This window comes from Streptosporangium sp. CA-135522, assembly GCF_050949235.1.
In the GTDB taxonomy this organism is placed as follows: domain Bacteria; phylum Actinomycetota; class Actinomycetes; order Streptosporangiales; family Streptosporangiaceae; genus Streptosporangium.
The window spans coordinates 5468148-5489461 of the sequence record NZ_CP192026.1 but is presented as its reverse complement, the minus strand read 5'-3'; the positions used below and the strand labels follow the sequence as shown (position 1 = coordinate 5489461).

Here is a 21314-nt window from a genome sequence, read left to right as displayed (position 1 = left end):
ATTGTTATCACGGTTACTAGGGTGTCGTGCATGGTGCGACCTCCACTGACCCAGCTCGATCACGAACGCGGCCATCGCCTGGGCGCACTCCTGCGCCAGGCGCGCGGCACCCGCAGCATGGCCGAGGTGGCCGCCGCCGCCGGGTTGTCGGCCGAGACTCTCCGCAAGATCGAAACCGGCCGGATCCCGACCCCGGCGTTCTTCACCATCGCCGCCCTCGCCCAGGCCCTGGGCATCTCCCTGGACGTCCTGGCCGAGGTGGCCGCCGCCGAGCACGCCGCCTGACCCGCGATCGGCCCGGCGCCCGCTCACCACCGGGCCGCCTGAGCTCACCACCGGGCTGGGTCATCGGCCGTGTCGTCGGCCGTGTCGTCACCTCACCGATCGCCCGACGGTCGGCGCAGCAGCGGATGGGCCCGCATCGCCACCTCAAGCTCACCGGGCAGCTCGTCGCGATAACGGCCCAGCGTCGCCAGGTCGCTGTGGCCCAGCACCCGCCGCACCGCGTCCATGTCCACCGCATCGGCCAGCAGATGGGTGGCGGTGGTATGCCGCAGACCATGCGGCGTCACCGAACGCCGCCGATCGGGATCCACCTGCCGCTGCACCCGGTCGATCACCGCCTGCACATCCCCCCGCGCCAGGCGCTTGCCCCGCCACGACAACAGCAGCGCCTTGTCCGGCGACTGATCCCGCCCCCGCGCCAGATAGACCTCCAGCACCCGGGCGACATCGTCGGGCAGCGGCACATCACGCGTCTTGCCGCCCTTGCCGAAGATCCGCCAGTAACGCACCCCGTCGTTGGTGTAGAAATCCTCGACATTGGCCCGCACCAGCTCCGAGACCCGCGGCCCCATCGTCGACAGCAGCAGCACGATCAGCGCATCGCGCACCTCGGTGCGCTGATCACGCCGCCGGCTGCGCCCCGCGCCCGAAACCGAGACAGAGCCCGAGACAGAGCCCGAGGCCGGGTCGGCCTCGGCCGGCGCGCCCCGGATGGCACCCTGCCCCTGGCCGTCGCTGAGATCGCGGGCCGCACCGATCAACCCCTGGGCCTGCTCACGGGTCAACGCCCGACGCTCCGGACGCAGCCCTCCTCGCTCCTTGGCCGTCACCGTCGCCAGCGCCATCGGATTGATCTGCACCCAACCCGTCAACGTCGCATGCTTGAACAACGCCGAGATCGACCGGCGAAAACGCGCCTGAGAGGAGGCCGACTGCAGCCCGCCGTCGGGCTCGGCCCGCCGCCCGTCGGGCTTACGGGCGAAGGCCAACAGGATCGCATCCACATCCTCACCCGTCAGGTCGTCAAGGACCTTCTCCTCACCCGCCAGCAGTACGAAGGTGGCCACATCCCGCGCGTAGACCTCCGCGGTCGCCGTCGACAACGCGCCCGTCAGCGTCTTGGCGCGGATCAGCTCCACATACCGATCGGCCGACTCCTGCACGGTGAGGCGATTCAGATCCGCTGGCCGCATGGCTGCAAAGACACCCTTCCTCAAACGTCCCGATCATCGGTGCCGACCGTAGCGGCCCGCACCGACAACAAACCACCCGCACCCGGGGGCGCGCTCACCCGCCTGCCCGCAACGTGCCCGGGCTCACCCCGCGCACCCGCTTGAACGCCGCACTGAAGCCGAACGCGTCGGCGTAGCCCACCCGGCGGGCCGCCTGCGCCACCGTCGTACCCGGCCGCGCCAGCAACTCGGCCGCCAGCGCCATCCGCCACTCCGTCAGGTACGCCAGCGGAGGCCGGCCCACCAACTCGGTGAACCGGCGCGCGAACGCCGCCCGCGACATCCCCGCCGCAGCGGCCAACCCCACCACCGTCCACCCCGCCTCCGGGGCACGGTGGATCTCCCGTAACGCCCGCCCGATCCGCGGATCCTCCAAAGCGGTGTACCAGCCCGGTGCGTGCGCCTCCTCACGTGCGAACCACGCCCGCAGCGCCACCACCACCAGCACGTCCAGCAAACGATCCAGCACCACCCGCCGGCCCGGCGCCGAGCCGACGACCTCCGCACCGATCAGCTCCAAAACCGCCCCCAGCCGCGCGTCACCCCCCGGCACCACCAGCAGGTCGGGAAGCATGCCCAGCAACCGCCGGCACAGCCGCCCGCCCGGCCGGCAGGCCCCGGTCACCAACAGCACACCCGCCCGCACCGGCTCACCCTCGCCGTCCTCACCGCCCAGGCCACCCCCGCCCCACTCGGCGGCCCCGTCAACCCTGTAGGCGGCTCCGCCGGCGATGCCGACAGGCTCCACGGGATCAGGCTCCACAGGATGCTCGACGCCGTGGACGAGCACCTGATGCGGGGGACCGGGCGCAACCGGCGAACCGGCGATCGTGAACGGCCGCCCGCCGTAGGCCAGCGCCACATCACCCGGCCGCAGCGCCCGAGCCCCGCCCGCCTGCGGCGCCACCCACACCTGACCGCCGACCACGGTCACCAGCGACAGCGGGCCCGGCGCCACGAACCGCAACGACCACACCGGACAGGCCGGCGACCTGCGAAACACCGCCCCCCGCGTCCGGACCCCATCCAGTAGATCACCGATCACGTCCACCCACCCACCGTAGACGATCACACATGTACGCCCGCGTAGGACATGTACGAAAGTCTCATCACGAAGAAGTCGCCGCTCGGCATGCCCCGCGTCACGCAAGGAGAACCGGATGCGAACCAGGATGGGAAACCCCCGGCCGGGAACCGTACGATCGCTCCCATGCCGTCTGCCGGGCCCACCGAGGTGCTGCTCCTGCTGACGATCTTCGTCGCCGTACCCGCATCGCTGATCACCATGATCGCCGCCGCCGTACGGACACATCGCCGCGCCCGCACCCCGCACCGACCACCGATGCCCCGACACCACCTCAGCCCCTCACAACTGCAACAGCACGTGAGGACCCTGATCGCCGCCGACAGGCGCATCCTCGCCATCAAAATCGTCCGCGACCAGACCGGCCTCGACCTCAAAAGCGCCAACAGATACGTCGACGACCTGCATACCGCAAGAACCCCCCACCCGTCCGGGCCCTTCTACGGCGACGCAACGCCCCCCACACACCCGTCGCCCACCGCACCCGGCCACGACACCGACGGCGCCGACCTGGCCACCCGGGTCCGCCGGCTCAAAGCGGCCGGCCGCAACGAGCAGGCCGTCCTGCTCGTAGGCGGCGAGACCGGCATGAGCGAACCCGACGCCCGGCGCTTCGTCGAATCCCTACAGGACTGACAGGACTGAATCCCACACGGCTCAGCCCCGCAAAAGCCCGCACCCCGGCCGCCCCTCGCCCCCTACACCCCCATGACCGGCAGGACGAGCGAGAGCGCACCGCGTGCCCGCACACGGTGCGCCCACCGCTCCCACGCGCGCCTACATGTAAGGGCGGGTGACCGCGACCAGCTCGGCGACGGCGTCAGCGGTCCTGACCGGCAGCGCCGACGGGGGAGTGCGCTCACGCACGTCCTCGGCCCTGATCGCCATCACCGCCGGGGGACTGCCCAGATCGCCGTATCGCGCCGCGACGGCCTCGGTGATCGCCTCACCCGCGTCGGCGACCATCTCCTTGGACGACCTCTGCGAACCCGAGGCGGACAGATAGCCGATCAACGCGGCGAAACGCAGCTCATCGACCATCGACGGAGCCGAAACACCGTCACACGAAGCAGCGCGCGGCCGATCCAGCCAGAACACCCCACCGTGCAAGAACCCCGCATACGACGCCTGACCACCCTGCAGCGTCCGCACCGCATCGGTCAGCAACCGCCCGAACTCCGCCAAATCCGTATCCGGCGGCAGATCGGTGGTGACCAGCAGCGGCACTATCAGCGAATCCAGCATCGGCAGCATCCCTCCACGAGTCGGCTCATCGTAGGATGCCCCACCGACAATCTCAGCGAGTTTCCCGTGTTCGGCGCGCCGCTCGCCTGCCGCCGCCCGGCTGTCACCACCCTCACCGCCGCCACCGGTCCCACTGCCGGTCCCACTGCCGCCACCCGCCACCCGGCACCCGCCCGGACGAACCCGGCGACGAACACCCACACCCCGCCGACCTCACATCCGCCCACCCCCGCACGTCTACCACACGAGGGCACACCCCCCGGCCCGCACCCGAGCCGACAAGACCACCGCAAGGACACCACCATGAGAACGCACACGATGATCGACTCCCCGCTGGGAGTGCTCACCCTCGTCGCCACCGACGGCATCCTGAGCGGCCTCTACATGGAAAACCACCTGCACATGCCCGACCGCGACACCTTCGGCCCGCAAACCGCCTCCGGATTCCACGAAGCCACCGAACAGCTCACCGAATACCTCACCGGCCGGCGCGACACCTTCACCCTCCGCACACATCTGGACGGCAGCCACTTCCAGCGCCGCATCTGGCAGGAACTCACCACCATTCCCTACGGCCAGACCCGCACCTACGCCCAACTGGCCGAAGCGATCGGCAAACCCGAAGCGATCCGCGCCGTCGGCGCCGCCAACGGCAAAAACCCCATCGCGATCGTGGTGCCCTGCCACCGCGTCATCGGCAGCGACGGCACCCTCACCGGATTCTCCGGAGGCCTGACCCGCAAGAAACACCTGCTCGACCTCGAACAACCCGCCCACGCCCACCAGCAACACCTCTTTTGAGGAAACCCTTTCGCAACGACACCTCACATCAAAGCCACCCACGACGTTTACCCAACGTGAGACAGCATCCCTTCGAAACGATCGTGGCCGACCACGGGCCAACGGTGCTGCGGGTATGCCGCGCCGTACTCGGCGCCACCGCCGCCGCCGAAGACGCCTGGTCGGAGACGTTCCTGGCGGCGATGCGGGCCTACCCGACCCTGCGAGCCGACAGCAACGTCGAAGCCTGGCTGGTCACCATCGCCCACCGAAAAGCCATCGACCAACTCCGCGCCGAAGCCCGACGCGCCGTCCCCACCGACCGGCTGCCCGACATACCCACCCAAGACGAAGGACCCGGCGATGGCGAACCGGAGCTGTGGAGCGCACTGCGCGCCCTGCCGCTCAAACAACGCCAGACCATCGCCTACCACTACCTGGCCGGCCTGCCGTACGCGGAGGTGGCCCACCTCCTGGGCGGCAGCGCACAGGCCGCCAGAAGAGCAGCCGCCGACGGCATCGCCACGCTGCGAAAGACCTACCCGAAAGGAGAAGACCGATGACGAGCACCCCCGAGACCCCCAACGGCAGCGACGAGCTGTTCACCCCGCTACCCGCGACCGACCAGGCCACCTACGACCGGCTCCACGCCCGCCTGGTCACCGCCGCCGACCACGCCGGCATCCTCGACCTCACCTACCGCACCCTCGACACCCCCGTCGGCACGCTCCTGCTGGCCGCCACCGAACGCGGCCTGGTCCGCGTCGCCTACCCCCGCGAGGACCACGACAAAGTCCTCGACCAACTCGCCGCCAGCATCAGCCCCCGGCTACTGCGCGCCCCGACCCGCCTGGAAGCCGCCGCCCGGCAGATGGACGAATACTTCACCGGCCGGCGCGACCTGTTCGACCTCCCGCTGGACCTGCGACTGTCCAACGGCTTCCGCCGTACCGTGCTGACCCACCTCAGACAGATCGGCTACGGCACGACCGCCAGCTACGCCGCCGTCGCCACCGCCGCCGGCAGCCCGAAAGCGGTGCGCGCCGTCGGAACGGCATGCGCCACCAACCCCCTGCCGGTCGTCATTCCCTGCCACCGCGTCGTACGCAGCGACGGCACCATCGGCCAGTACGTCGGCGGCACCGACGCCAAGAAAACCCTGCTGACACTGGAGGCCACCCCATGAGCACCCCACCCCGGCAAGCGCAGCCCACCACCACCCACCCGGCCGACCTCGCCACCCGCATCGACCGCATCGACTGGACGGCGGTGACACAAGAGATCAACACCCACGGCTGCGCCCTCACCCCCCAGATCCTCACCCCCGCCGAATGCCGCGCCATCTCCCGGATGTACCAGCACAGCGGCCACTTCCGCTCCACCATCGACATGGCCCGCCACCGGTTCGGATCCGGCCAATACCGCTACTTCGACCATCCCATCGCCGAACCCGTGGCGACGCTGCGCGAAACGTTCTACCCCCACCTGCTGCCAATCGCCCGAGACTGGGCTGAGAAACTCCGACGAGCGACACCATGGCCCGACACCCTGCCGCAGTGGCTGGACATGTGCCACGCGGCAGGACAGACCAAACCGACACCCATCCTGCTGCGCTACCGGCAGGGCGACTGGAACGCACTCCACCGCGACCTGTACGGCGACCTCGTCTTCCCCCTCCAGGTCGTCATCGGCCTTGACGAACCGGGAATCGACCACACCGGGGGAGAGTTCCTGATGGTCGAACAGCGACCCCGCGCCCAATCCCGCGGCACCTCCACACTCCTACGCCAAGGCCACGGCCTGATCTTCACCACCCGCGAGCGCCCCGTACAGTCCAAACGCGGCTGGTCGGCCGCCCCGGTCCGCCACGGCGTCAGCACCATCCACTCAGGCACCCGCCACACCCTGGGCCTGGTCTTCCACGACGCCGCCTGACACCCCGGCCCGAGCCCCTGCCCTCCACCCGGAAACACCCCGTCAAACCACCGCTTCCGCTTCACCGAAAGCCACCTCGGAGACCGAAGCCACGACCTCGACCTCATCGCCCAGAGCATGCTCGGCAACCCGCGCCACGACGGCCGCGGGAATGTCATCAAGGTCATAGGTGGCATGAGCGTCACGAGGCAGCACGACGTCGAACCCCCGCACCAGCGCCGTCCGCGCCGTGGCACTGACACACATCTCCGACAACAACCCGCCGATCACCACCCGGCGAACTCCCCGGCTGTCGAGCAACTCGCCGAGCCCCGTCCCTTCGAACCCGTCATCGTCGCTTTTGCGAATCACCGTCTCCCGCGCGCCGGAGACGATCCGCGGGTGCAGAGCCCAACCCGGCCGCCCCGGCTCGTCGAGGGCCCCCACCGGCCCGTCGTTTTGCAGATGAACCACCAGGGCACCCGCCCCGCGCGCCCGAACCGCCAGCTCACAAAGCCTGTCGACCAATCCGGACGCGCCGACGACGGCCTGCTCTCCCTCAAGGAAACCCCGCTGCGCATCAACAATGACGAACGCCTGCACGGGAGCCGATCCCACCCTCATCGCCTCATCCATAAATCCATGATCCCAAAACTGGTCACCGAAGCCAAAAGAGCCGAATCCCACCCGACGCCGGGGGAGCGGGGGAGCGGGGGAGGACCGGCCAGGACACCCGCACCACGATGCCTCAACGATCAAGACCTACTCGCCGCAAGAAGCCCCAGCACACCCTGTAAGACACCTCGAAACCGCGCGAGGCGAGCGGCGAACGCCGCGCTGCCCGCACCAGCCTGATCACGCATGTGACGGACCAGGCGCTCCAACCGGGCCCGCACGATATCGAAGTCGATGAACGCCGGCAGCGTGCGAACGGCCGGCCATCCCAAGTGACTTCTGGTAGTCGACCATGTGCGGTAAGTAAGGTGACCGCGTACCTGCCCCACCAGCATTCAGGGGCCTTCAAGCATGTCAGACATGTCAGGTGCACTCGATCATCAGTACTCATGAAGGAACACGGGATCTACAACCGCATCTCGAGTGTCACCTGGTGGCCTCGTGGCCGGTTCGATCTCCAGCGGTGTAGCGGCGTCGCCGGTGATCTGGCGCAGCTGAGTGAGGGTGTAGTCAAGTTGCCTCGCCAAACGGGGGATGGTCGCCGGCGGCAGATACGCCTCCGCGCCGGCGTCGAGCAGGCGCCGGACCGGGCCGTGGTAATTGACTCCGAGCTCGTTGTCCTCGATCTCAGTGATGACGACACGAGCTTTCGGGAACATCGACCGCAGGCTTGCGATCAACTGGGGGCTGATCGGCGGCGTCAGCAGGACGTCGGCTGTCGTGGGAGCGGCGTGCATGTCGAGCACGACGTAGTCCGAGCCGAGCTGGTTGGACAGCGAGACTCGAGCCGACGTCGACAGCTTCATCGCGGTGGCCACGACCGTCACGTTGGCGTAGTCGATCGGAGGTTGTTCGTCGGCCTCCTCTGAAGCGCCGGGATCGACGATGGCGCCGTGGAGCACGCGAAGGGTGCTGGAGATCGCCGCGATCGACTCGCCGCCCCGCGTGATGACCAGTTCCTCCCCGGGCCCGAGGGCGTCGATGAGCGCCAAGACATCCTCGGGAAGTCGGGTCACGTCGATCGACCGGGCGGCCCGCGCGGCGCGCTTGCCCGCCATCAAGGCCGGAACGCGCTCAGGGCGGCGACGGCATCTTCTGGCCGCGCGTCGTGCGCCCAGAAGATGCCGGCCGCGGTGAAGCCCAAGCGGCCGGCCGGCCTGCGCGCGTGGTCGTCGGCTGTGAACACCTCAGCGAGCTCTTCGCGGTCGGCGTCCCGCGCCTTGCGCGGGCACCAGCGGACACGATTCGATGACAGCGGCAGACAGGGGGGCAGCGTTGTCATAACGCTCAACCCTCCCACACCAGCCGGAACACTTGTCAATGGCCGCGGTTCCGGCTCTGGCACTGTGTCGGATGCTGAGATCAGACTTTGAACAAGGACAGGGGAGCAGTGTAGAGGGTCTGCTCGGCGCCGAACTCCTCGAAGGTGCTGATGGGGCGAAAACCAAGGCGGGCGGCGAGTTTCAGAGATCGCTTGTTCGCGCTCTGGGTCACGACCAAGACCGGCTGGTCGGGGAGTTCGTCAGCCGCAGCGCGCAACGCGGCCGTTGCGGCCTCGAATGCGAACCCCGCGCCCCATGCACTGCGCCGCAGTACATAACCCAGTTCCAATTCCTCGCCATCCTCGGTGACGTGCCCGGGGCGATCGGCCGGCCGGCGGGCGAGCATCAATGTTCCGACAAGCCGGTTCGTCGTGTTGTCCGCGATGACATAGTTGCCAGGCCTGGATGTCGCGTTGGCGGTCATGGCTGCATCGAAGTGCTGCTCGACGTCACTCCGAGGCCGGGGACCACCGATGTATGCCTGAACCTCGGGATCGGTCAAGAGCTCGATGAATCCTTCACGGTCGGCATCGCGCGTTTTGCGAAGCAGGAGTCGTTCCGAAGGGACTTCCGCGGCAGACAGCGTGCGCAATTGGCTCATAGGCCCATGATCATAGAACGCGGGACCCTTGTCTGAGGCTGCCGCACTCGCCCGCACCCGTGGCGTTGACGCGCACCTGATTCCGGCTCCTTCGTTGATCATCGTTTCGGAGGAAGGCTCCGGTGGGTCGGATCGAGCCGAGGATGAGGGGACGCGTCCAGGCGGTTCGCGTGCGACGGGCCGGGTGGACGGTGCGGATGCGAACGGTCAATCCGGGGCCGGTGGAAGGCAAATCCTTAACCATACAGAATTCACCTTCTGTATGGTTAAGGTAATTTCCGTCCATGGAACCCGTCGGGCGCAGCCTCCGGCGATGTCCGGGCAGCTCGTCCGTCGTTCGCAGCGGCGCATCCTGATCGGTGTCCGCCGCACTTGAGCCGATCCGCTTTGCCGGACGACCACTCGTTCGATGATCGTTAAGGGCGTCGATGTTCATGATCAAGATTTTCTTGATCATGAACATCGGGCTCGAGGTGCCGGGTCGTCCGGTGACGTTTTTCGCCGTCTTCGAGTGCCTGTTCGAGATCGTTGTCGAACGGACGTGATGGCGTCGAAGGGTGACGTCGAAGCCGGAAGCCGCCGGTGGGACGAGGGGCTCGAACGGCGAGACGGACGGGCGCCTCTCCCCCGCCCGCGATGTGATTGTCAGTTATTTGGTTGATTGTCGGTATTGGTGGTTTTTCTGGACGAGGGCTGGGGCGTCAGATGGTGTCGTGCGCGGGGCCTCGCGACTGGGTGGTGGCCGAAGGCGCGTGCCGGCTGTTTGCGGGACGGCGTTTCATGTCGAGGGAAAGAGCGTGCCAGGTTATGGTGGGGGCATGAGTGATCAGGCACAGGCGCGGGTCCCCGGTCTTGATGAGCTCAAGGCCAGGTTGTACGGCACCTTCGTCTCCCCCGTCCGTATCGCCACTCCCGGTCAGGTCGCCGAGGCGGGCCGGGTGGTTGAGGATGTGCGCAGGCAGGATGCTTCGCTTGTGGCTCGTATGGAGCGGTTCTGGCGTGGTGATGAGGATCCGGCGCGGGTCAGTGCGTGAACGGTAAGGTCTTCGATCATTCTGCGTTGTCGCAGTTCGCGGCGGCGCCCGAGGTCTACCGGCAGACGTTGTTGAATGTCGCCATGCGTGATGGTGCGACGCTGGCCGTTCCCGCCTCGGCCTATCAGGTGACCATCGCGTTGCGTCCGCTGGTGCAGTCGGTGCTGTTCGACCTGGTGACTTCTCCCGGGGTCGCGCTGCACGTGTTCGGGGATCGGGTCGATCTGGAGAATGCGGCGTATCTGGTCGCGCCTCATCCTGAGCTGCGTCGTGATGTGTGTGCCGCGCATTGTTGTCTGATCGCTGTGCAGACGGGGTGGCCGATCGTTACCGGTGAGCCGCAGTTGTATGTGCCGTTGGGGCTTGAGGTGGAGAAGATGCCCTGAGGTGGTGCCGGTTCGGGTGGTGTGGCCCGGTCGGTGCTTCGCCGGGTCTTTGTGTGTTGGCGGGGCTGTTGGGGTGGTGGTCCTCCCCCGGCTCGGGTGTTCTGTCGGCGTATATCCGTTTGTTCCGATAGGAAAGAGGCGGATGTGTTCGTGCGGTCGGCGGGACATGTGTCTCGCCCGGTGAGGTTTTCACCGCTATGAAGGACTGCACGCGCGAACCGCCCCCATGCCTGCCCGCGCTGCCGGCCGTAGTGCCCGTGGCGCTCGCCGCGTGCGGCGGCCTGGCCGCTGAGGACTCCCCCGTCGCCGACTCTACGGTCGCGTCGGTCATTTCGATCACGCCCAATCCCGTGGGCACCGTTCGGCATGGGCGCCGCCTCCGGCTTCACCGTGATCGGCTTCTTCCATGACGACGGCTGGATCGGTGACTTCGCCGGTGACCCGATCGCCGAGCGGATCCCCGACTTCGACACGATCGTGGCCGACCGCCCGGGGGGCCTGCGGCCGTGCGGGGTGTCAGCCGGCCGCATCGAGGGTGAGGACGACCTTGACGTCGTCGGGGCGGGAGGCGAACGCCTCGTAGAAGCGCTCCAGCGGGACACGCCGGGAGATCAGCCGGTCGAGCCAGTCCAGGTCGGCCTTGGCCAGGGCGTCGGCCGCCATGTCGTAGTGGCCGAGGTTGGAATTGACCGATCCGACGATCGCGTCGTTTTCCAAGACGATCTCCCGGTTCAGGCTGCCGGCGTCGATCGTGATCCGGCGCCCGGCCGGGGAGACGCCGGTCAGGCAGACGATGCCGTAGGGCGCCGTGGCGGCGATCGCGTCGAAGACGACCCGGCCGGCGCCGGTCGCCTCGATCACCACGTCGGGTTTGACCGCGGCCACCGCGTCGGCGACGCTGCAGCAGTGGTAGGCGGCGCCGAGATCGGCGACGAGGCCGGGCTTGGGGCCGTCGGAGACGCGGTCCAGGACGTGCACCTCCAAGCCGCGCTGGACGCCTAAAAGGGCTGCCAGCAGCCCGATCGGGCCGGCGCCGGTGATCAGGGCGCTGCGGGGCTCGAACCAGGCCCGCGCTCCGATCCTCTCCACCTGCTCCCACGCCTTGGCCACCACCGAGGTGGGTTCCATCAGTGTGCCGACGCCGGCCAGGGTCGGATCGATCTTGACCGCGTAACCGATCCCGGCGCACCAGGACTGGCTGGCGTAGCCGTCGATCTCCTTGATGCCCCGTTCGGTGTAGAGGCCGTTGCGGCACATGTCGGACTGGCCGTGCGCGCATGCTCCGCAGGGCACCGGGTCGGGATGGCGCACGACGCCCACCACGAGGTCGCCGGGGGAAAAGCCGCTGCCGGCCGGTGCTCGGCGCACGCGGCCCAGCGATTCGTGCCCGAGCACGAGCCGCTCCCGGCCCGGCGGGGCCCAGCCGTACTCGCCGGCGGCGATCTCCTTGTCGGTCCCGCACACGCCGACGGCGAGACCGTCGGCGAGCAATTCATCCTCACCGGGTTGAGGGTCCGGGACATCGGTGACCGCGAGGGAGTCTGCTCGCAGCGGGATGACGGTCAGTGCGCGCATGGCTGGTCTTCTTTCCCCGTGGTGGGCGCCCGTCCGGGATCGCCGCAGGGCGAGGCGGCGTGTGGGCTCGCCCGTCCCGCCGGCGTGATGGCGGGCGAAATCGTACGGAGCCTGCACTGCGCCGTGTGCCGCGCGCTGTGCCCTGGTTCCTCTCCTGGGCTGCGCCGGCGTGGCCGGTGCGAGCCTGTCCCCTAGGTTGGCCTTACCCGGGTTCGGGGCGTGTATGTATCGCTGGTGTGACGGGCGGGCGGCGGCTCAACCGGCCGCGCTGTCGGTGCGCAGCCGTACCTCTTCGGCCAGGCGCTGGAGACTGTCTTCAAGGGTGGTGTCGATGTCGTCACCGCCGGGGGCGTGGGCGTCGTCGAAGAAAGACAGGTGGATCGTCACCTCGCTGGCTCCGCTGCCGCTGTCGGCGACCTGCAGCCAGCCCGCGTAGCGGTCGTCGTCGCGGGTCCCCCATTCGATCCGCAGCTGGTCGGGGTCGGCCCGCATGAGCGCGTGGGCGTCCTGGCCGGTGCTGTCTTCGTGGACGGTCACGGCGGGCAGCACCTCCGGCCGCACGTGCAGGTCCTGCGGCAACCAGTGATCGAGCCGGTCCAGATCGCGAGCCTGGTCGAAGACCACTTCCGGCGGTGCGGGCATGGTGCGGGAACGTTCGTGTTCGCTCACAGGTGATCACTCCCTTGTTCTGGTCACGTTGAGTGATCACCTACCCCCGACGGGGCGGTCCATCCGTGAAAGCGCAGGCCGGCCCGGTGGCGCCGGGCCGGCCGCGTCGGGCGGGGCGCTGCGGTTCAGACGTCCGGCGGGAGCGTCGGGCGGACTTTCCTGACGAAGCGTGAGGCGGCTCGGTGGCTCATCCCGGTCTCGCCGCGCACCAGGAAGACGGCCTGGTCGAACTGGTCGGTGGCCTTCAGCTCCAGGACCTGTTCGACGAGCTCGGGGCCGATGCCGCCGCCGACGAGGGTGTTGCGGGGGCGTTGCGCCAGTCGTACGGCGAACACGATCAGGCCGATGATCGCTGCTGCGAGGACCGCCGTCAGCAGGAGGATGACGATCAGGTTCGACATGGGCTGAGCGTACCTCCGCGAGGTCGTCATGCGCGGGACGGATCGAAGATGATGGGATCGGCTGGCTGACCTGATTCGGTGACCATGGAGCTGATCTCGCTGTCTCGGGTGGCCTACCGGGGCCGGGAGATCACCGGCCCTCGGCTGTGCGGCCTCATCGCGCTTCCTGGCCGGTGACCTGCGCATGGGCTGCAGCGCCGGGCGGCTGGTGGAGGGGTTGTGGCCGGGTGAGCAGCCCGGCGGCCCTGCCAAGGCGCTGCAGATCCTCATCTCCCGCGCTCGAGCATGACTGGGCTCTAACGACGGCCGCTCTCATCAGGGGATGAGCTCGGCCTCGGGGTGAGGCGCGGCGGGGCCGTCGAAAAGATGGGTGGGTCGTCCCTTCAGGTGCAGGTCGAAGAAAGCGGTGACGTAGGCGCGTTGGGCCGCCACCGACCGACCGGGGTTGATCGTTCCGATGAGCTCGGCGGCGGGCACGTTCTTCAAGGTCGCCGCGAGCTGGGGGAACATCGCTTGCAGGTCGGTGAATGAGCCGTGCTGCGCACCTGCCAGCCGCACCTCGCGCTTCCAGCCGCTGGAGCCGGCCCAGAAGGACTGCCAGGTGGGGTCGCCGGCCCGGGTGTGCGACTGCGCGGCCATCTGAAGGAACGGCTTGGCGACCCCGGTCCGGGCGACCGGACCGACGTACCCGCCGTCGAGGTTGACCGCCGCATCCACCCGGCGGTCGTCATGGGCGAGCTGCGCGGCCACCGACCCGCCCAGGGACTGGCCGAGCAGCCCGATCCGGGACAGGTCCAGGGAGGCGGGCAGTCCAGCCGGCAACGGGGTGGCCTGCGCGTCGGGGTTGCGCTCCCGGTTGAGGCCGGTGAGCCGGTCGAGAACGAACCTCATGTCCGCCAGGCGCGCCCGGGAATGTTTGCCGAGTAGCTTCGCGATGATCCGCGGGGTCAGCTTCCGGGGCAGGGGGAGGGCCCGTTCGACCCGTCCGCCGGGGAACTCGACCTGGTCCGCCTCATAGGTGTGATCGACGCTGACCACCAGATAGCCGCGGCTGGCCAGCTCCTCGACCAGCACGGTGCCGAGCGTGCGCGGGCCACCGTCCCCCGAGGCGAACAGAACGACCGGCAGCCCCCTGGCCTGCCGGTCGACCGGCAGGCCGATGCGGGCATGCGTCTGGGTGGCGGCCCAGTTCACCATGCCCGGCTTAATGCCCATCGGGGGCGCCGAGTGCTTGTCCCAGTCGGCCGCGGCCAGGCGTGACATCTGCGGCGCCACGGGAGGGTCGGAGTCCTTCCCGTTCGCCGGATACCACAGGCTCACCATGAGCTCGCGGTAGGGCCGTGACCTCGCCAGGGGATCTCGACGCGACCGGTCCACCAGGTGCAGGGCGACCGTGCCGATCGGGTGTCGCCCGGTGGGCGCCGGTAGGGAAAGCGTGATGGGCGCCGTCGCGACGGAGACAGAGGCAGAGGGCGTGAGAGTGGCAGAGACAGAGGCAGAGGGCGTGAGAGTGGCAGAGGCAGAGGTGATGGTGGCGGCGAGTCCCAGCCCGATGACGGCCCGGCCGCGACGTCCGCGACGACGGTGGCGGGGATCAGGTGCCGTGCTCGGCATGTGGTCAGCTCCTCATGGGTTCGTGGCGTGCGCTTGAGGAGCCTGCCAGCGCTCTTCCGGTCCGGGCTAGCGGCCAGGGGATGATCCGATCGTAAGACCGCAGGCTGATATGCCGCGATCGTCATCCTGAAGGATGACGGGGGGTGACGGAGCGTCGGGTCCACTAGGGTGGGCGGCATGAACCGGGCTGATCGTCTCCTGGCTCTGTTCGGCGAGCGACCCCTGATACTCGACGCGCTGCTGGCGGCCGTGCTCTTCCTCGCCACCCTCGGCCCCGGCCAGGTCCTACAGGGCCGCCCGGAGCTCGTCGTCTTCCAGACGGCCCTGGTGTTGCCCTTGGTGTGGCGGCGATACGCGCCGTCGGCGGTGTTCGGGCTGATCGCCGCGGTGGCCGGGGTCCAGTGGCTCGTCGGCGTGCAGTTGCCCGCCGACGCGGCGCTGTTGGTCGCCCTGTACACCCTGGGCGCGCACTCCACCTGGCAGCGCACGCTCGCGGCCGGGGTGGTGCTCGAAGGTGGCGTCCTGCTGGCCTCCGCGCGCTGGGCGCCCGAGGGGCGGTTTCTCCTTTCGGGCGTCGCGTTGACCGCCATGGCCGTCGCAGCCGCCGCCATTGGGACGAGCATGCGCATCCGGCGCGCGTATGTCGCCTCGCTGGAGCGTGACCGTGACCGACGGGCGCGGCTCGCGGTCGCCGAGGAGAGGGCTCGCATGGCGCGCGACATGCATGACATCGTCACCCACAACCTGTCTGTCATGGTCGCGCTCGCCGACAGCGCGCTCTACGTGCGGCACCGCCCGTCCGATCGGGCGGCCGCCGTCATGGAGCAGATCTCCGGCACCGGGCGCCAGGCCCTGGCCGACATGCGGCGCTGCCTCGGCCTCCTGCGGCCTGACGAACCGGACGCGCTGCGGCACCCGGTGCCCGGCATCGCCCAGCTCGCGCCCCTTGTCGACCAGATGCGCACAGCCGGGCTGCCGACCCGCCTGGAGCTGGACGGCGACCCCACCCCGGTTCCCGCCGCCGCCCAGCTCACCGTCTACCGCCTGGCGCAGGAGGCCCTGACGAACACGCTCAAGCACACCTCGCCCGGCACCCGGGCCGAGGTACGGGTCCGGCTGTCGCCCGAGGCCGTCACCGTGCGGGTCACCGACGACGGCGGCGTCGTGCGAGATCCCGAAAGCGCGGCCGGGTACGGTATCGCGGGCATGCGCGAGCGGGTGGCGGCCCACGGCGGGGCACTGCAGGCCGGTCCGTTGCCGGGCGGTGGCTGGCAGGTGTCGGCCCGGCTCGACCTCGGCGTGGCACGGGAGGGCGCCGCGTGAGGATCCGCATCCTGCTCGCCGATGATGAGTCGCTGCTGCGCATGGCGTTCACCACGATCTTCGAGGCCCAGCCGGACATGGAGGTGGTCGGCGGGGCCACGGACGGCGCCGAGGCCGTACGGCTCGCGCGGGAGCTGTGTCCCGATGTCGTCCTGATGGACGTGCGCATGCCCGGCACCGACGGCATCGAGGCGACCCGCCGGATCGTCAGGGATTCCCCGTCTTCGCGCGTGCTCATCCTGACCACCTTCGACCTCGACGAATACGCCTTCGCCGGGCTGAAGGCCGGGGCGTCCGGGTTCCTGCTCAAAAATTCGCGGCCCGAGGAGTTGCTGGGGGCGATCCGAAGTGTGGCGGCGGGCGAGGCGGTGCTCTCCCCGCGGGTCACCCGCCGCCTGTTGGAGAATTTCGCGCCCCAGCTCCTCAACGGCAGCGGCCCCGGCGACGACGAGCGGTTGCGACGGCTCACCGCCCGCGAGCGCGAGGTGCTCATCCAGGTGGCCCGTGGCCTGTCCAACACCGAGGTCGCCGCCGCTCTGCATCTGGCCGAGGCCACCGTGAAGACGCATCTGAGCCGGATCCTGCGCAAACTCGAGCTGCACGACCGCGTGCAGGCCGTGGTGTTCGCCTACGAAACCCGGCTCATCCGCCCGGCCTGAACATCGTCGGCCGCCGAGGCCCTCGCAGGCGTTTTATAAGCAGCGCAGCAGCCGCCGGCGCTCGGATTCAGCGTCGCCGCCAACAGCGCGGGATGAGCCAGGTCGAGCCGGCCAGGTGCACCGGGCTGAGCACCGGGCATCTGCCGTCGACAGCCGCCGGTCGGCTCGAAGCCGGGCCGATCGGCTTTTCGCCGTCGTCAGGTCATGCCAGCCCGAGCAGTACCGCACGTTCGACGGGCGAGTGCGCGCCGTCGTGGTCGAGATCGAGGGGGCCGGTCGGCAGCAGCGGGGGCTGGGCGATGAACCGGGGCACGGTGCCGTGGTGGGGTTGTGCGCTGTGGATGAGGAACGGGTGGCACAGGTAGACGTCGCCTGCCCGGCCTGTGGCCAGCGTCGTCGGTCGATCCGGTGAGTCGAGCTTGCCCGCGGCGTCCATGCTCTTGCACAGGTCGAACATGTTCATGCCGCGCTCGCCGGCGGGCGCCAGGAAGGGCGGGACGTCCAGATGTGAGCCGACTTTGATGCGGGTGGGTGCGTTGTCGGCGTCGATGTCGGAGAACAGGAACAGCATCAACAGCGCCCGGCCCCGGGAACGCAGGTTGAGCCAGAATCCCTGCTCGCCTTCGGGCGTGTAGCTGGCGTCCATGTGCCATCCGGCGTCGCCGGGGTCGTCTGCGTGCGGGAAGCGGATGGGAAAGGTGCCCATGCCCTTGCGGGGAATCCACCGGCCTGCGCCGACGAGCTGGTCGAAGGCGCTGTGCAGACGCGGTGTGTTGGCCGCCTGCTGGAATGGCTTGTCCCCATATCCGAGGAGCCGGATGACGGGTTGTGTCCATGTGGTGGGGTCGTCGGGGTCGAGCCCGGTTTCCCGCCACAGGAAGGCCCGGCACTCATCGGCCACCGAGCGAGGGAAGGCCTCGGGGAGATGGACGAAGCCTTCGGTGACGAATCGCTCGATCTGGTCCGTTGTCAGCGCCGCTGTCATGCCCACGATTATCGAAAGCTCCCTGAAGACCCACAAATGGTTTTCTTGCGCGCAGGCAGGCCTGGCCGATCAGCCCGAACGAGCGGGGATCTTCACCCGCGGTTTCTTTCCGCGCATAGTCGGCCATGCCCCAACGGGGCTTCGGACGGATGCGCCGGCCCTGTTTCCGACTCGCGGCCGTGGGAGGCCCATGCCATGCTGTCCGCCATGGAAGATCACAAAAGTCATGACTCCGTCCGCCGGAGTTACGACACCGTCGCCGACACTTACGCGGTCACCTTCCGTGATGAGCTTGCCGGTAAGCCGCTCGATCGAGCGCTGCTCACGTGCCTCCTGGAGCAGACGGAGCCGGGCACGCCGATCGCCGACCTCGGCTGCGGCCCGGGGCATGTCGCGGCCTGGCTCGCCGAACACGGTGCCGGTACGGTCGGCATCGACCTGTCCCCCGCCATGGTCGCCGTCGGTCGCCGGGAGCATCCGGCGGCGGAGTTTCGCGAAGGGGACCTGCTGGCGCTGCCCGCCATGGACGGTGAGTTCGGATCGGCCGTCGCGTTCTACTCCGTCATCCACCTCGACCCTTCCGAACTGCGTCCCGCCTTCGAGGAAGTCCGCCGGACGCTGCGCCCCCGCGGCTTGCTCCTGCTCGCCTTCCATATCGGCTCGGAGGTCAGACACCTGGATGAGTGGTGGGGCCACAAGGTGGACGTCGACTTCCGTTTCTTCGAACCCTCCTTCGTCGCCGGGGTGCTGGAAGAGGTGGGATTCGCCGTGGAGATGCGGATGGAGCGCACGCACCACGCGGGCGAGGTCGAGACGCGCCGGGCCTATCTGCTGGCCCGGCGCCCCTGAACCGGCCTGGTGAATGGCTCTGGGTGCTGGAGGAGGTTGGGTGTCGCTGGTCGTGGTGAGGGGCACGGCCCTGGTCGGCGGGGGGCCGCAGGCGTACCGGGCTCGGCTGCCCGGATGACCCTTTGCGTAACTGTCGCAGGCCTCTGTTACGGTCCAGGGCGTGTCTGAACAACCTCTCATCCATGCGCGTGGCCTGATCAAACGTTTCGGTGACTTCACCGCGGTCGACGGGATCGATCTGGAGGTGGCGCCGGGCGAGGCGTTCGGGTTCCTCGGGCCCAACGGGGCGGGGAAGTCCTCGACGATGCGCATGATCAGTTGTGTGTCGATGCCGACCTCCGGTGAGCTGCGCATTCTGGGCATGGATCCGGTGCGTGACGGGTCGAAGATCCGCGCACGGCTGGGAGTGTGCCCGCAGCTGGACAATCTGGATCCCGATCTGAGCGTCCGGGAGAACCTGACGACCTATGCCCGGTATTTCGGGTTGTCGAAGGCGGAGTCGCGGCGACGGGCCGAGGAGCTGCTGGAGTTCGCGCAGCTGCAGGAGAAGGCCACCAGCCAGGTCGAGCCGCTGTCGGGGGGCATGAAGCGGCGGCTGACGATCGCGCGGGCGCTGGTGAACGAACCGGACCTGGTGCTGTTGGATGAGCCGACGACGGGGTTGGACCCGCAGGCCCGGCACCTGTTGTGGGAGCGGTTGTTCCGGCTCAAGCAGCGGGGCACGACGCTGGTTTTGACGACACATTACATGGACGAGGCCGAGCAGCTGTGCGATCGGCTGGTGGTGATGGACGGCGGGCGGATCGTGGCGGAGGGGTCGCCGCGGTCGCTGATCACGACCTATTCCACGCCCGAGGTGGTGGAGTTGCGCTTCGCCGACGAAGTCGACTACACCGGCAAGCTGGAGGGCATCGGGCGGGTCGACCCGCTGCCGGACCGGATCCTGCTGTACGCCGACGACGGGGACGCGGCGGTGGCGGAGGTGCATCGGCGGGGGCTGACCCCCTCGAGCGTGCTGGTGCGCCGTTCCTCGCTGGAGGATGTGTTCTTGCAGCTGACCGGCCGGACGTTGGTGGACTGAGATGGCTCATCCGACGATGGCGGTGCTCGAGCGCCACCTCATCCTGTACCGGCGGCTGTGGCGGGCGTCGGTGTTCTCCTCCTTCGTCCTGCCGGTACTGTTTCTGATCAGCATCGGGATCGGGGTCGGCGGTTACGTCGGCGAGGTCGGCGGGGTGGACTACCTCGCGTGGATCGTGCCGGGGGTGATGGCCTCCACCGCTTTCCAGATGGCGATCGGCGAATCGACATACTCGGTGCTGGGCGACTTCAAGTGGGTGCGCTCCTATCACGCCATGCGCGCCGCCCCGGTCGAGATCCGCGACATGGTCGTGGGCCGGATGCTCTACATCCTGTTTCGGGTGGAGATCGCCGCGATCGTGTTCCTGGGGGTCACTGGGCTGTTCGGCGCGCTGCACTCCCCCTGGGCACTGCTGACTCCCCTGGTTGCGGCGCTGGTGGGACTGGCGGCGGCGGCTCCGGTGACGGCGTTCGCGGCCAGCATCGAGCACGACAGCTACTTCGCCCTGCTGTTTCGGTTCGTGATGATCCCCTCGACGTTGTTCGCGGGAGTGTTCTTCCCGGTGGAGCAGCTGCCGGCGCTGGTTCGTCCGCTGGCCTACCTGTCGCCGCTGTGGCACGGGGTCGAGCTGAGCCGCGCCGCGACGCTGGGGACGGCTCCCCCGTGGCCGGTGTGGGTGCACGCGGCCTACCTGCTGGCGTGTGCCGCAGCGGGGACGGCATGGGCGGTTTCTGCCTTCCGTAAGCGACTTCAGGATTAGGGGTCATGGTTTCTGCGATGTTGGTCGCCCGGATCTCCCCCTCCCGGGTGGGCGCGGTGGTCAACCGCAATCTGGGGGCGTTGCGTTCGGGTCCGTCATACTGGCTGGTTCTGGTTTCGGGTTTCTTCGAGCCGGTGCTCTACCTCCTGTCGATCGGTGTCGGGGTGGGGAAGCTCGTCGGGGACCTGACGTTGCCGGGCGGGCGGGTGGTGGACTACGCCGTGTTCGTCGCCCCGGCGATGCTGGCGGTCTCGGCGATGTCGGGAGCGTTGTCGGAGACGACGTTCAACTTCTTCTTCAAGATGAAGTACGCCAAGACCTTCGACGCGATCCTGGCGACGCCGGTCAAGCCGTTCGAGATCGCGCTGGGTGAGCTGTCGTGGGCGATGGCGCGTAGTTCCCTTTACACGGGGGCGTTCCTGGTGGTGATGGTGGCGCTCGGCCTGACGAGCCCGGGGTGGGCGCTGGCCGCCTTCCCGGCGACGCTGCTGGTGGGGCTGGCCTTCGGTGGGGTCGGGATGGCGATCAGCACCCTGATGCGGGGCTGGCAGGATTTCGACATGATGACCACGGGGCAGTTCGCGCTGTTCCTGCTCTCCGGGACGTTCTCTCCCGTGCAGGATTACCCGCCGGTGATGGAGATCCTGGTGGCGCTGACCCCGCTGTATCACGCGGTGGAGCTGGTGCGGGGGTTGGCGATCGGTGAGCTGAGCTGGGGCCTGCTGGGGAATGCGGCCTATCTGCTGGTCATGATGGCCGCCGGGCTGGCGTTCGCCGCGCGGCGCATCCAGCGGACGCTGTGCCCGTAGCGATCGTCTCCGGGTCCGGTCACCTCCGTGG

Annotated in this window: 27 protein-coding genes; 14 read left to right on the top strand and 13 right to left on the bottom strand. The window is 68.9% G+C overall.

What is annotated here, in order from left to right:
- Positions 1-30: 30 nt before the first annotated feature.
- Complete coding sequence (locus tag ACQPYK_RS26050) at positions 31-285, top strand: helix-turn-helix domain-containing protein (protein ID WP_433235850.1); 255 nt, start codon at positions 31-33, stop codon at positions 283-285.
- Positions 286-377: 92 nt separating this feature from the next.
- On the opposite strand, the gene ACQPYK_RS26045 is transcribed toward ACQPYK_RS26050, so the two are convergent.
- Both ACQPYK_RS26045 and ACQPYK_RS26040 read right to left on the bottom strand, forming a co-directional pair.
- On the bottom strand, positions 378-1478 hold the full coding sequence (locus ACQPYK_RS26045; protein WP_433258912.1) for a tyrosine-type recombinase/integrase: 1101 nt from the start codon (positions 1476-1478) through the stop codon (positions 378-380).
- A 94-nt stretch (positions 1479-1572) separates the two neighbouring features.
- A complete protein-coding gene (locus ACQPYK_RS26040) occupies positions 1573-2568 on the bottom strand; it encodes an AraC family transcriptional regulator (protein WP_433235847.1) in 996 nt (331 codons plus the stop codon).
- Between the two features lie 159 nt (positions 2569-2727).
- On the opposite strand from ACQPYK_RS26040, the gene ACQPYK_RS26035 reads away from it, so the two are divergent.
- Entirely contained in the window at positions 2728-3237 is a 510-nt protein-coding gene (locus tag ACQPYK_RS26035; RefSeq protein ID WP_433235844.1) for a hypothetical protein, read from the top strand.
- Positions 3238-3378: 141 nt separating this feature from the next.
- Here ACQPYK_RS26035 and ACQPYK_RS26030 read toward each other — a convergent pair whose 3' ends face one another.
- A complete protein-coding gene (locus tag ACQPYK_RS26030; protein WP_433235841.1) occupies positions 3379-3846 on the bottom strand; it encodes a hypothetical protein in 468 nt (155 codons plus the stop codon).
- A 303-nt stretch (positions 3847-4149) separates the two neighbouring features.
- On the opposite strand from ACQPYK_RS26030, the gene ACQPYK_RS26025 reads away from it, so the two are divergent.
- Genes ACQPYK_RS26025 through ACQPYK_RS26010 form a run of 4 tightly spaced genes read left to right on the top strand, consistent with a single transcriptional unit; the run spans position 4150 to position 6561 of the window.
- Positions 4150-4647 carry a methylated-DNA--[protein]-cysteine S-methyltransferase gene (locus tag ACQPYK_RS26025; protein WP_433235838.1) on the top strand — a complete coding sequence of 166 codons (498 nt, stop codon included), beginning with the start codon at positions 4150-4152 and terminating at the stop codon, positions 4645-4647.
- A 56-nt stretch (positions 4648-4703) separates the two neighbouring features.
- Positions 4704-5189: an RNA polymerase sigma factor gene (locus ACQPYK_RS26020; protein ID WP_433235835.1), complete on the top strand. Its 486-nt coding sequence runs from the start codon at positions 4704-4706 to the stop codon at positions 5187-5189.
- Entirely contained in the window at positions 5186-5812 is a 627-nt protein-coding gene (locus tag ACQPYK_RS26015; RefSeq protein WP_433235832.1) for a methylated-DNA--[protein]-cysteine S-methyltransferase, read from the top strand. Before ACQPYK_RS26020 ends, ACQPYK_RS26015 begins: the two co-directional genes overlap by 4 nt.
- On the top strand, positions 5809-6561 hold the full coding sequence (locus ACQPYK_RS26010) for a 2OG-Fe(II) oxygenase (RefSeq protein WP_433235829.1): 753 nt from the start codon (positions 5809-5811) through the stop codon (positions 6559-6561). Before ACQPYK_RS26015 ends, ACQPYK_RS26010 begins: the two co-directional genes overlap by 4 nt.
- Positions 6562-6603: 42 nt before the next feature.
- On the opposite strand, the gene ACQPYK_RS26005 is transcribed toward ACQPYK_RS26010, so the two are convergent.
- The 5 genes from ACQPYK_RS26005 to ACQPYK_RS25985 all read right to left on the bottom strand — a co-directional run bounded on the left by ACQPYK_RS26005 (position 6604) and on the right by ACQPYK_RS25985 (position 9595).
- Positions 6604-7176 (bottom strand): isochorismatase family protein, encoded by a 573-nt coding sequence (locus ACQPYK_RS26005; RefSeq protein WP_433235826.1) that lies wholly within the window; start codon positions 7174-7176, stop codon positions 6604-6606.
- Positions 7177-7595: 419 nt separating this feature from the next.
- Positions 7596-8273 carry a hypothetical protein gene (locus ACQPYK_RS26000; RefSeq protein WP_433235823.1) on the bottom strand — a complete coding sequence of 226 codons (678 nt, stop codon included), beginning with the start codon at positions 8271-8273 and terminating at the stop codon, positions 7596-7598.
- Complete coding sequence (locus tag ACQPYK_RS25995; RefSeq protein ID WP_433235820.1) at positions 8273-8497, bottom strand: hypothetical protein; 225 nt, start codon at positions 8495-8497, stop codon at positions 8273-8275. The genes ACQPYK_RS26000 and ACQPYK_RS25995 overlap by 1 nt, the downstream gene beginning before the upstream one ends.
- Positions 8498-8577: 80 nt before the next feature.
- A complete protein-coding gene (locus ACQPYK_RS25990) occupies positions 8578-9138 on the bottom strand; it encodes a GNAT family N-acetyltransferase (RefSeq protein ID WP_433235817.1) in 561 nt (186 codons plus the stop codon).
- A 10-nt stretch (positions 9139-9148) separates the two neighbouring features.
- Positions 9149-9595: a hypothetical protein gene (locus tag ACQPYK_RS25985; RefSeq protein ID WP_433235814.1), complete on the bottom strand. Its 447-nt coding sequence runs from the start codon at positions 9593-9595 to the stop codon at positions 9149-9151.
- 361 nt (positions 9596-9956) lie between these two features.
- On the opposite strand from ACQPYK_RS25985, the gene ACQPYK_RS25980 reads away from it, so the two are divergent.
- Positions 9957-10172 carry a hypothetical protein gene (locus ACQPYK_RS25980; protein WP_433235811.1) on the top strand — a complete coding sequence of 72 codons (216 nt, stop codon included), beginning with the start codon at positions 9957-9959 and terminating at the stop codon, positions 10170-10172.
- Positions 10169-10558 carry a hypothetical protein gene (locus ACQPYK_RS25975; RefSeq protein ID WP_433235808.1) on the top strand — a complete coding sequence of 130 codons (390 nt, stop codon included), beginning with the start codon at positions 10169-10171 and terminating at the stop codon, positions 10556-10558. The genes ACQPYK_RS25980 and ACQPYK_RS25975 overlap by 4 nt, the downstream gene beginning before the upstream one ends.
- Positions 10559-11074: 516 nt before the next feature.
- On the opposite strand, the gene ACQPYK_RS25970 is transcribed toward ACQPYK_RS25975, so the two are convergent.
- The 4 genes from ACQPYK_RS25970 to ACQPYK_RS25955 all read right to left on the bottom strand — a co-directional run bounded on the left by ACQPYK_RS25970 (position 11075) and on the right by ACQPYK_RS25955 (position 14526).
- The gene (locus ACQPYK_RS25970) at positions 11075-12133 is read right to left on the bottom strand and encodes a glucose 1-dehydrogenase (RefSeq protein WP_433235805.1); all 1059 of its coding nucleotides are present in this window, start codon (positions 12131-12133) and stop codon (positions 11075-11077) included.
- A 255-nt stretch (positions 12134-12388) separates the two neighbouring features.
- A complete protein-coding gene (locus ACQPYK_RS25965; RefSeq protein ID WP_433235802.1) occupies positions 12389-12802 on the bottom strand; it encodes an SRPBCC family protein in 414 nt (137 codons plus the stop codon).
- A gap of 125 nt (positions 12803-12927) precedes the next feature.
- The gene (locus ACQPYK_RS25960) at positions 12928-13203 is read right to left on the bottom strand and encodes a hypothetical protein (RefSeq protein ID WP_433235799.1); all 276 of its coding nucleotides are present in this window, start codon (positions 13201-13203) and stop codon (positions 12928-12930) included.
- 315 nt (positions 13204-13518) lie between these two features.
- On the bottom strand, positions 13519-14526 hold the full coding sequence (locus ACQPYK_RS25955; RefSeq protein ID WP_433235796.1) for an alpha/beta hydrolase family protein: 1008 nt from the start codon (positions 14524-14526) through the stop codon (positions 13519-13521).
- Between the two features lie 468 nt (positions 14527-14994).
- Here ACQPYK_RS25955 and ACQPYK_RS25950 point away from each other — a divergent pair, with 468 nt between their 5' ends.
- Positions 14995-16140, top strand: a complete 1146-nt coding sequence (locus tag ACQPYK_RS25950) for a sensor histidine kinase (protein WP_433235793.1) — start codon at positions 14995-14997, stop codon at positions 16138-16140.
- Positions 16137-16799, top strand: coding sequence for a response regulator (locus ACQPYK_RS25945; RefSeq protein WP_433235790.1), 663 nt, complete (start codon positions 16137-16139; stop codon positions 16797-16799). The genes ACQPYK_RS25950 and ACQPYK_RS25945 overlap by 4 nt, the downstream gene beginning before the upstream one ends.
- A 202-nt stretch (positions 16800-17001) precedes the next feature.
- Here the strand turns inward: ACQPYK_RS25945 and ACQPYK_RS25940 are convergent, their stop codons facing one another.
- A complete protein-coding gene (locus ACQPYK_RS25940) occupies positions 17002-17784 on the bottom strand; it encodes a phytanoyl-CoA dioxygenase family protein (RefSeq protein ID WP_433235787.1) in 783 nt (260 codons plus the stop codon).
- 207 nt (positions 17785-17991) lie between these two features.
- Between ACQPYK_RS25940 and ACQPYK_RS25935 the strand changes: the two genes are divergently transcribed.
- From ACQPYK_RS25935 to ACQPYK_RS25920, 4 genes are all read left to right on the top strand, one after another.
- Complete coding sequence (locus ACQPYK_RS25935; protein WP_433235784.1) at positions 17992-18633, top strand: class I SAM-dependent methyltransferase; 642 nt, start codon at positions 17992-17994, stop codon at positions 18631-18633.
- Between the two features lie 160 nt (positions 18634-18793).
- Complete coding sequence (locus tag ACQPYK_RS25930; protein WP_433235781.1) at positions 18794-19714, top strand: ABC transporter ATP-binding protein; 921 nt, start codon at positions 18794-18796, stop codon at positions 19712-19714.
- Positions 19715-19730: 16 nt separating this feature from the next.
- Positions 19731-20474: an ABC transporter permease gene (locus ACQPYK_RS25925; RefSeq protein ID WP_433235778.1), complete on the top strand. Its 744-nt coding sequence runs from the start codon at positions 19731-19733 to the stop codon at positions 20472-20474.
- A gap of 17 nt (positions 20475-20491) precedes the next feature.
- A complete protein-coding gene (locus tag ACQPYK_RS25920; protein WP_433235775.1) occupies positions 20492-21283 on the top strand; it encodes an ABC transporter permease in 792 nt (263 codons plus the stop codon).
- Positions 21284-21314 lie beyond the last annotated feature (31 nt).